Source organism: Enterobacter cloacae complex sp. IR5459 (assembly GCF_049238005.1).
Classification (GTDB): domain Bacteria; phylum Pseudomonadota; class Gammaproteobacteria; order Enterobacterales; family Enterobacteriaceae; genus Enterobacter; species Enterobacter hormaechei_C.
Genome location: NZ_JBMKIG010000001.1, coordinates 438,443 through 448,523 on the forward strand (window position 1 = coordinate 438,443; position 10,081 = coordinate 448,523).

General features: G+C 55.6%; 9 protein-coding genes. All 9 read left to right on the forward strand.

What is annotated here, in order from left to right; all coding sequences use genetic code 11:
- Positions 1-30: 30 nt before the first annotated feature.
- The 9 genes from rppH (at position 31) to recC (ending at position 10,014) form a co-directional block, all read left to right on the forward strand.
- The gene (gene rppH, locus ACOTX4_RS02140; RefSeq protein WP_003862791.1) at positions 31-561 is read left to right on the forward strand and encodes an RNA pyrophosphohydrolase; all 531 of its coding nucleotides are present in this window, start codon (positions 31-33) and stop codon (positions 559-561) included.
- Positions 562-573: 12 nt separating this feature from the next.
- A complete protein-coding gene (gene ptsP / locus ACOTX4_RS02145; RefSeq protein WP_060580302.1) occupies positions 574-2,820 on the forward strand; it encodes a phosphoenolpyruvate--protein phosphotransferase in 2,247 nt (748 codons plus the stop codon).
- A gap of 227 nt (positions 2,821-3,047) precedes the next feature.
- Positions 3,048-3,923 carry a prolipoprotein diacylglyceryl transferase gene (gene lgt / locus ACOTX4_RS02150; protein ID WP_032610063.1) on the forward strand — a complete coding sequence of 292 codons (876 nt, stop codon included), beginning with the start codon at positions 3,048-3,050 and terminating at the stop codon, positions 3,921-3,923.
- A gap of 6 nt (positions 3,924-3,929) precedes the next feature.
- Positions 3,930-4,724, forward strand: coding sequence for a thymidylate synthase (gene thyA, locus ACOTX4_RS02155; RefSeq protein ID WP_003862785.1), 795 nt, complete (start codon positions 3,930-3,932; stop codon positions 4,722-4,724).
- Between the two features lie 184 nt (positions 4,725-4,908).
- Entirely contained in the window at positions 4,909-5,373 is a 465-nt protein-coding gene (locus tag ACOTX4_RS02160) for a prepilin peptidase-dependent protein (RefSeq protein WP_047654175.1), read from the forward strand.
- Positions 5,364-5,924 (forward strand): prepilin peptidase-dependent protein, encoded by a 561-nt coding sequence (locus ACOTX4_RS02165; RefSeq protein ID WP_032610062.1) that lies wholly within the window; start codon positions 5,364-5,366, stop codon positions 5,922-5,924. The genes ACOTX4_RS02160 and ACOTX4_RS02165 overlap by 10 nt, the downstream gene beginning before the upstream one ends.
- Positions 5,921-6,319 (forward strand): DUF2509 family protein, encoded by a 399-nt coding sequence (locus ACOTX4_RS02170; protein ID WP_003862778.1) that lies wholly within the window; start codon positions 5,921-5,923, stop codon positions 6,317-6,319. The genes ACOTX4_RS02165 and ACOTX4_RS02170 overlap by 4 nt, the downstream gene beginning before the upstream one ends.
- Positions 6,304-6,627: a prepilin-type N-terminal cleavage/methylation domain-containing protein gene (locus ACOTX4_RS02175; RefSeq protein WP_003862776.1), complete on the forward strand. Its 324-nt coding sequence runs from the start codon at positions 6,304-6,306 to the stop codon at positions 6,625-6,627. Before ACOTX4_RS02170 ends, ACOTX4_RS02175 begins: the two co-directional genes overlap by 16 nt.
- 12 nt (positions 6,628-6,639) lie before the next feature.
- On the forward strand, positions 6,640-10,014 hold the full coding sequence (gene recC, locus ACOTX4_RS02180) for an exodeoxyribonuclease V subunit gamma (protein ID WP_047654174.1): 3,375 nt from the start codon (positions 6,640-6,642) through the stop codon (positions 10,012-10,014).
- Positions 10,015-10,081 lie beyond the last annotated feature (67 nt).

The window sequence follows — 10,081 nt, forward strand, 5'->3', positions numbered from 1 at the left end:
CATATATCAGATTTAGTTTGGGGTAGTCCGGTGATTGATGACGATGGCTACCGCCCAAACGTAGGAATAGTAATTTGTAATCGTCAGGGCCAGGTGATGTGGGCCCGGCGATATGGTCAGCACTCCTGGCAGTTCCCGCAAGGCGGGATCAATCCTGGAGAGTCCCCAGAACAAGCGATGTACCGGGAGCTGTTTGAAGAGGTTGGTTTAAGCCGAAAAGATGTTCGTATTCTGGCTTCGACCCGCAACTGGTTGCGTTACAAGTTACCGAAACGTTTGGTGCGTTGGGACACAAAGCCGGTTTGTATCGGCCAGAAACAGAAGTGGTTTCTTTTGCAGTTGGTGGGCAACGATTCAGATATCAATATGCAAACCAGCAGCACGCCAGAGTTTGATGGCTGGCGCTGGGTAAGCTACTGGTATCCGGTTCGTCAGGTCGTGTCATTTAAGCGCGATGTATATCGTAGGGTGATGAAAGAGTTCGCAAGTGTCGTGATGCAGCTTCAGGAGACGCCTCCGAAGCCACAGAGCGCACCTGCCTGGCGACGTAAAAGAGGTTAAGCTACGCAAATCATGCTCACCCGCTTGCGAGAAATAGTTGAAAAGGTTGCCAGTGCGCCTCGCCTCAACGAGGCGCTGAATATTCTGGTGACGGACATCTGTCTTGCGATGGAAACCGAGGTCTGTTCGGTCTACCTGGCCGATCATGACCGACGTTGCTACTACCTGATGGCAACCCGCGGTTTAAAAAAACCACGGGGACGCACCGTCACGCTCGCGTTTGATGAAGGTATTGTTGGCCTGGTCGGGCGACTGGCGGAGCCAATCAACCTTGCCGATGCGCAAAAACACCCCAGCTTCAAATATATCCCTTCCGTCAAAGAGGAGCGGTTCCGCGCTTTCCTTGGCGTGCCGATTATTCAGCGCCGCCAACTGCTTGGCGTGCTTGTTGTCCAGCAACGAGAGTTGCGGCAGTACGACGAAAGCGAGGAGTCTTTCCTCGTCACGCTGGCAACGCAGATGGCTGCTATCCTCTCCCAGTCTCAGCTGGCAGCCCTTTTTGGGCAGTATCGTCATACCCGCATCCGCGCGCTTCCGGCCTCGCCGGGCGTCGCGATTGCCGAAGGCTGGATGGATGCCACGCTCCCGCTGATGGAGCAGGTCTATGAAGCCTCGACGCTGGATGAAGCGCTTGAGCGCGAACGGCTTACCGCTGCGCTGGAAGAGGCGGCGAATGAGTTTCGTCGCTACAGCAAACGCTTTGCCGCTGGCGCGCAAAAAGAGACGGCGGCTATTTTCGATCTCTACTCACACCTGCTTTCCGATGCGCGTTTGCGTCGTGAGTTATTTGCCGAGGTCGATAAAGGGTCGGTGGCAGAATGGGCGGTTAAAAAGGTCATTGAAAAATTTGCTGAGCAGTTTGCGGTGCTGACTGACGGTTATCTGAAAGAGCGCGCCGGCGATTTACGCGCGCTTGGGCAACGTCTGCTGTTCCACCTCGATGATACTATTCAGGGGGCGAACGCCTGGCCGAACCGGTTTGTGCTGGTGGCCGATGAACTCTCAGCGACGACGCTGGCTGAATTACCGCAGGACAGGCTGGCGGGCGTGGTGGTGCGCGATGGCGCTGCTAACTCCCATGCCGCCATTATGGTGCGCGCGCTCGGTATTCCGACCGTGATGGGGGCGGATATTCAGCCCTCCGTACTGCATCGCCGTACGCTGGTGGTGGACGGATATCGTGGTGAGTTGCTGGTGGATCCTGAACCGGTTCTCCTTCAGGAGTACCAGCGTCTTATCAGCGAAGAGAATGAATTAAGCAAGCTGGCGGAAGATGACGTCAACCTGCCCGCGCAGCTCAAGAGCGGTGAGCGGGTGAAGGTGATGCTCAACGCTGGCTTAAGCCCCGAGCATGAAGAGAAGCTCGGCAGCCGCATCGATGGCATCGGCCTCTACCGCACTGAAATACCGTTTATGCTGCAAAGCGGCTTCCCGTCAGAAGAGGAGCAGGTGGCGCAGTATCAGGGCATGTTGCAGATGTTTAATGACAAACCCGTCACGTTGCGCACCCTGGACGTCGGCGCGGATAAGCAACTGCCCTATATGCCCATCAGTGAAGAGAATCCCTGCCTCGGCTGGCGTGGGATCCGCATAACCCTCGATCAGCCGGAAATCTTCCTTATCCAGGTTCGTGCCATGCTGCGTGCCAACGCGGCCACGGGGAATCTCAGCATTTTGCTGCCGATGGTCACCAGTATTGACGAGATCGACGAAGCGCGGCGGTTGATAGAACGTGCAGGGCGCGAAGTGGAAGAGATGATCGGCTATGCGATCCCTAAACCCCGTATCGGCGTGATGCTTGAAGTGCCTTCGATGGTCTTTATGTTGCCGCAGCTGGCGACCCGCGTTGATTTTATCTCCGTTGGTACCAACGACTTAACGCAATACATTCTGGCAGTCGATCGCAACAATACGCGTGTTGCCAGCATCTACGATAGCCTGCATCCGGCGATGCTTCGTGCCCTGGCGATGATCGCCCGCGAAGCCGAGCAGCATAATATCGACCTGCGCCTGTGCGGTGAAATGGCCGGCGATCCGATGTGCGTGGCGATCCTGATTGGTCTCGGTTTCCGTCACCTGTCAATGAACGGACGTTCCGTTGCGCGTGTGAAATACCTGTTACGTCACATCGAACAAGATGAGGCGCGCGAACTGGCCTCGCGTAGCCTGGAAGCACAGCTGGCAGCAGAAGTGCGCCATCAGGTGGCTGCGTTTATGGAGCGACGCGGCATGGGCGGTTTGATCCGCGGCGGCCGCTGATCCCCACAAAATAATGACTGCTCGGACGACCCCTCTCCCTTGAGGGAGAGGGGTGGGGTGAGGGAGAACTGCGCGCATGAACCCCTATACACATCTTTTACATCTCAGGCGCATCCTCCGCGCCTGCCTTATGCTATGATTCGCAACTTTGGAGCACCTGCCAACGGCGGGAATGCAATTCACCCGCTGTCCACTTTCAGCGGAATAACAACATCTTGTGGTGACAGATGAACAGTGGTTATCTGCATTTTCCGGAATTCGATCCGGTTATTTTCTCAATAGGACCTGTAGCGCTGCACTGGTACGGTCTGATGTACCTGGTGGGCTTCGTTTTTGCCATGTGGCTTGCTGGCCGTCGCGCCAGTCGTCCGGGCAGTGGATGGACGAAGAACGAAGTGGAAAACCTGCTTTATGCCGGCTTCCTCGGCGTATTCCTGGGAGGTCGCATCGGTTATGTCCTGTTCTATAATTTCCCGGTATTCCTGAACGACCCGCTCTATCTGTTCCGCGTCTGGGACGGCGGTATGTCCTTCCACGGCGGACTGATTGGTGTGATCCTCGTGATGGTGATCTTCGCCAGACGCACCAAACGCAACTTCTTCCAGGTGGCTGATTTTATTGCGCCGTTAATCCCGTTTGGGCTGGGCGCAGGGCGTCTGGGCAATTTCATCAACGGTGAGCTGTGGGGGCGTGTCGATCCGAGCGTGCCGTTTACCATGCTGTTCCCGGGCTCCCGCGCAGAGGATATCGCGCTGCTGCCTTCGCATCCTGAGTGGCAGCCCATTTTCGATACCTACGGCGTCCTGCCGCGCCATATGTCACAGCTCTATGAGCTGGCGCTGGAAGGCGTGGTGCTATTCATCATCCTGAATCTTTATATCCGCAAACCGCGTCCAATGGGGGCTGTCTCCGGTCTGTTCCTGATTGGCTACGGCGCGTTTCGTATCATCGTCGAGTTCTTCCGCCAGCCGGATGCGCAGTTTACCGGTGAATGGGTACAGTACATCAGCATGGGGCAGATCCTCTCCATCCCGATGATTGTCGCGGGTGCCATTATGATGATTTGGGCGTATCGTCGTCGTCCACAGCAACAACTTTCCTGAGGAATCATGAAACAGTATCTTGAATTGATGAAAAAAGTGCTCGACGAGGGCACGCCGAAAAACGACCGCACCGGCACCGGTACGCTCTCCATTTTTGGCCACCAGATGCGCTTCAATCTGCAAGAAGGCTTTCCTCTGGTGACAACGAAGCGCTGCCATCTGCGCTCGATCATTCATGAACTGCTCTGGTTCCTGCAAGGCGATACCAACGTTGCTTATCTACATGAAAACAATGTCTCCATCTGGGACGAGTGGGCTGATGAGAACGGCGACCTGGGTCCGGTCTACGGCAAGCAATGGCGCGCGTGGCCTACCCCGGACGGCCGCCATATCGACCAGATCACGACCGTCATAAACCAGCTGAAAAATGATCCGGACTCGCGCCGTATCATTGTCTCTGCCTGGAACGTGGGTGAACTGGATAAAATGGCGCTGGCGCCTTGCCACGCGTTTTTCCAGTTTTACGTGGCGGACGGCAAGCTCTCCTGCCAGCTCTATCAACGCTCCTGCGACGTGTTCCTCGGCCTGCCGTTTAACATCGCCAGCTACGCGCTGTTGGTGCACATGATGGCGCAGCAGTGCGATCTTGAAGTGGGCGATTTTGTCTGGACGGGCGGTGATACCCACCTCTACAGCAATCATATGGAACAGACGCATCTCCAGCTGACGCGCGAACCGCGTGCATTGCCGAAGCTGGTGATCAAACGTAAACCGGACTCGATCTTCGATTACCGTTTTGATGATTTCGAGATTGAGGGTTACGACCCGCATCCCGGCATTAAAGCTCCTGTCGCCATCTGATACGGCAAATCCTGACACAACCGGTGCTCTTTAGCGCCGGTTTTTTTTCACGCCCGTTTTGTTTTTCGAACCTGTTTCCAGAGATGATGCAACGCGTTGCAACGGGTGAAAATCTCCTGAAAGCGGCTCGTAAAGTTCTGGTTTGACGCTCGCACCGTTTCTGCTATTCCTCCACACTCCCGCCATGAAAAACGAACAAGGCTTTACGCTTATCGAAACCCTTATCGCCGTTTCGCTGGCAGTGATCCTCAGCGCCACAGGACTCTATGGCTGGGACAGCTGGCAGCAGCGGCAGCGGCTTTGGCAAACCGCCTGCCAGGTGCGGGATTACCTGGTGTTTTTGCGCAATGACGCCAACCGTCACAACAGCGAGCACAGGATCGCGCAGTATAACGACGGTGAAAAGAACTGTCTGGCCAGTTCAGCGGTGACCGGTTGTGACAGCGGCGGACCGTTCGTGATGAAGCCGATGTGGCCAGGGGTCACGATAAGCGACATAACACCTGCGCTGGGATTTTACGGTTTAAGAGATACCGCGTGGGCCGGACATATCCGGGTGCAGAGCCGCGCTGGTGGGTGGTGGGTTATTGTCTCAAATGGCGGACGTATCAGGCTGTGTAATGCCGCAGGAGAAGGTGCATGCCAGTAAATCGAAAAGGGTTTTCCCTGCTGGAAGTGCTGATTACGATGACGATAAGCAGCATTCTGTTACTCAGCACGTCACGTTTTTTACCGGGGCTACAGCGGGGGGTTTTACTGCAATCCGGGCAGCAGGAGCTGGAGGATGAGGTCTGGCAACGTCTGTTCGCGGTCGGTAAACAGTTTCAGAGAGCAGGATACTGTGCAGGGCATTGCCAGGGACAGGGGATGATCATCGGCAGGCAAGGACGATGTGCGATTGTGCAATGGGATGCGAACAGCAACGGCCAGTGGGATAGCACCGCGTCAGAAAACGACAGTACGGGATTCCGGCTTGAGTCCGGATCGCTTGAAACGCTGCGGGGCGCCACATCCTGTGACGGTAAGGGATGGGATAAGCTCACCGACCCGGATCGGGTCCTGATAGAGCAATTTATGGTCACTAAAACCGATCGTGCTGGCTTTGCGCCGGTCATCAGTATCGAGCTGCGTGCCCGCCGTAAAGGTGAACTGACCGCCCCCTTTTCGGCTCGCCATACCGTAACGGGGTTTAATCTGTGAATCGTCAGCGGGGCATGTCATCGCTGGCGCTGGTCCTGCTATTGCTGGTGCTCGGCACGCTGATCCTCACCGGATTAAATCAGCAGTTGCAAACCTTTAGCACGCTGGTAAGTGGCGAGAGTTTGTCTGTTCGCCAGCAGGCTGCCGTGCAATCTGCACTGGAGTGGGGGCGCGTTCAGGAATGGGCTTTACAGCCAGAGGTTCAGTGCAAACAGACACAGCGTTTGCGGGTCTGTGTAAGGCTGTTTGGGGAGCGTGTTTTGCTTATTGCCGGCAATGACGATCTGTTGCTATGGCAAGGCGGGGACATCGCGGAAGGGCAGATACGCTTTTCCGCCCACGGCTGGAGTGATTTCTGCCCCCTTAAGGAAAGTACGCTATGTCAGTTACCCTGAGCAGACAAAAAGGATTTAGCATGGTGGAGGTTTTGCTGGCAATGATGTTGCTGGTTGTGGTTGTGACGGCGTTATCCGGATATCATCGCGCGCTGGCAGCCCGGTATGCGGCGCTTAGCCAGTATCGTCAGCTATGGCATCATGCGTGGAATCAATCGCAGATCTCAACATTAACACTCCCGCCGGGCTGGCAAGTCAGTCGGGGGCAGACAACACAGTCCGGATGTGTCAGCATCACGGTCACACTTATTTCTCCTATGGGGCGGCAGGGCGCGTTAACGCGTCTGCACTGCCCGGTTAGCCGCTAGTCGGGAGCGTTTATGCTAAGGGTTTACCACTCAAATCGTCTGGATGTGCTGGAAGCACTGATGGAGTATATCGTTGAGCAAGAGCGTCTTGACGATCCGTTTGAGCCAGAAATGGTGCTGGTGCAGAGCACCGGTATGGCGCAGTGGCTGCAAATGTCCCTTTCGCAGAAATTTGGCATTGCGGCGAACATCGATTTTCCGCTGCCCGCGAGCTTTATCTGGGAGATGTTTGTTCGCGTCCTGCCGGACATCCCTGAGCAGAGCGCCTTCAACAAACAAAGCATGGCCTGGAAACTGATGACGCTGCTGCCGGACATGCTGGCGCGTGATGAGTTTGCCATGCTGCGGCACTACCTGAATGACGACGCCGACAAGCGTAAACTTTTCCAGCTGGCCTCACGTACTGCCGACCTCTATGACCAGTATCTGGTTTACCGTGCAGACTGGCTGATTCGCTGGGAAGCAGGAGAATTAGTCGATGGGTTACCGGAAGCGCAAATCTGGCAGGCGCCGCTCTGGAAAGCGCTGGTCGAGCATACCGGGAAACTCGGTCAGCCTAAGTGGCACCGTGCTAACCTGTACGATCGCTTTATCTCGATACTTGAGAACAGCGCAGAACGGCCAGCCCGTTTGCCGTCACGCGTGTTCATTTGCGGTATCTCCGCGTTGCCCCCTGTCTACCTGAACGCGCTAAAAGCGCTCGGTAAGCACACTGATATCCATATCCTCTTTACCAACCCGTGTCGGCACTATTGGGGGGATATTCAGGATCCGCGCTGGCTTTCACGGCTGGTCACCCGTCAGAGAAAACGTCTCTTTGAAGAACGCGCGGTGCCGCTGTTTAAAGACAGTGAAAACGCGGCGCAGCTTTTTGATGAAGAGGGGATTCAGAACCTGCCGAACCCGCTGCTTGCCTCGTGGGGCAAGCTCGGACGTGACTATATTTATCTGCTTTCAGATATCACCTCCTCGGGAGAAGGGGATGTGGATGCGTTTGCCGATATTACGCCGGATAGCCTGCTGCACAATATTCAGCTTGATATTCTGGATTTAGAGAACCGTGCCGTTGCCGGGATCACTGCCGAGGAGTTTGCGCGAAGCGATAAGAAGCGAAAACTGGATCCTGACGATCGTAGTATCGCGATCCACGTTTGTCACAGCCCACAGCGTGAAGTTGAAATTCTTCATGACCGCCTGCTGGCCATGTTGCAGGACGACCCAACCCTGACACCGCGCGATATCGTGGTGATGGTGGCGGATATCGACAGCTACAGCCCGTTTATTCAGGCGGTATTTGGCAGCGCAACGGGCGACCGCTATCTGCCCTACGCAATCTCTGACCGTCGCGCTCGTCAGTCACACCCGGCGCTACAGGCCTTTATCAGCCTGCTTTCGCTGCCTGATAGCCGGTTTATCTCTGAGGATGTGCTGGCACTGCTGGATGTGCCAGTTCTGGCCGCACGTTTCAACATTAACGAAGAGGGGTTGCGCTATCTGCGCCAGTGGGTCAACGAATCCGGTGTCCGCTGGGGTATCGACGATGATAACGTCCAGGAGTTCGAACTGCCAGCAACCGGCCAGCATACCTGGCAGTTTGGGCTGACGCGCATGCTGCTGGGGTATGCAATGGAGAGCATCCACGGCGAATGGAATGACGTGCTGCCGTACGATGAATCCAGTGGGTTGATCGCGGAACTGGTTGGTCACTTAGCCACGCTGCTTATGCAGCTCAACCGCTGGCGCCGTGCATTGATGCAGCCCCGCCTGCTCGAAGAGTGGCTGCCAGTTTGCCGCGAAATGCTGAATGATTTCTTCCTGCCGGACAGCGAAACTGAAGCCGCCATGGCGCTTATCGAGAAGCAGTGGCAGGCCATCGTTGATGAAGGGGTTAATTCGCACTATCACGAGGCGGTTCCCCTTTCGCTTCTGCGTGATGAGCTGACGCAACGTCTCGATCAGGAGCGCATCAGCCAGCGCTTCCTTGCGGGGCCGGTGAATATTTGTACCCTGATGCCAATGCGTTCAATCCCGTTCAAAGTGGTCTGTCTGCTTGGCATGAACGACGGTATTTATCCGCGTGCGCTGCCGCCTCTGGGCTTTGATCTTATGAGCGCACAACCGAAGCGGGGTGACCGCAGCCGCCGCGATGATGACCGTTATCTCTTCCTTGAGGCGCTGATGTCTGCGCAAAGCAGGCTGTATATCAGCTATATCGGACGTTCAATTCAGGATAACAGCGAGCGTTTCCCGTCTGTGCTGGTGCAGGAGCTGGTGGACTACATTGGACAGAGCCACTATCTGCCGGGCGATGAAGCCTGCAACTGCGACGAAAGCGAACGTCGGGTGATAGCGCATATCACTTGCCACCATAGCCGTATGCCGTTCGATCCTGTCAACTACGTTCCTGATGAACTGCAAAGCTATGCCCGCGAGTGGCTTCCCGCCGCGAAGAAAGCGGGGACGCCGCAAACCGATTTTATTCAGGCGCTCGAACCGCGCGCTATAGACACCCTCACGTTTGAGCAGCTACAGCGCTTTTGGGCACACCCGGTTCGGGCGTTTTTCCAGCAACGCTTGCAGGTGAATTTCCGCTCTGAAGAGAGCGAAATCCCCGATGCGGAACCGTTTATTCTTGATGGGCTGGAGCGTTTTAAGCTTAATTCCCAGCTTCTGAATGCGCTGGTTGACGAAGAAGACGCCAGTAAACTGTTCCGACGTTACAGGGCGTCGGGATTACTTCCGTATGGTGCATTCGGTGAAATCGTCTGGGATGCCCAGTGCGAGGAGATGCGAGCGCTAGCTGACCGCGTTATCGCGTGTCGGCAGCCGGCGAGCAGCATTGAAATCGATCTCGATTGTAACGGTATGCACCTTAGCGGCTGGCTCACGCACGTGCAGTCTGACGGGCTGCTGCGTTGGCGCCCATCCATGCTCAGCGTTTCACATGGCCTGCAACTCTGGCTCGAACATCTTGTCTACAGTGCGAGTGGTCACGAAGGTGAAAGCCGGTTGTTTGTACGTAAGGACGGCGAATGGCGCTTCCCGCGGATGGAGCCTGAGCAGGCGTTGACGTACCTGTCGCTTTATATTGAAGGTTACCGTCAGGGCATGAACAAACCCCTGCTTTTGCTGCCTGAAAGTGGGGGGGCATGGATAAAAGCCTGTTATGACGCGCAGAATAATGCCATGTTAACGGATGAGGCTTCGCTCCAGAAAGCGCGCAGCAAGTTTTTGCAGGCCTACGAAGGGAACATGATGGTACGTGGCGAAGGTGACGATGTCTGGTATCAACGTTTATGGCGAACGCTGGAGCCAGAATATTTCGACATTATCACCCAGGAGGCGCAACGCTACCTGTTACCGTTATACAAATTTAATCAGTCCTGAGTGCTGTATAAAAATTGCGCAGTATGAGGTGTTCATTTATGATGCACCTCTTATCACGGACTGATGT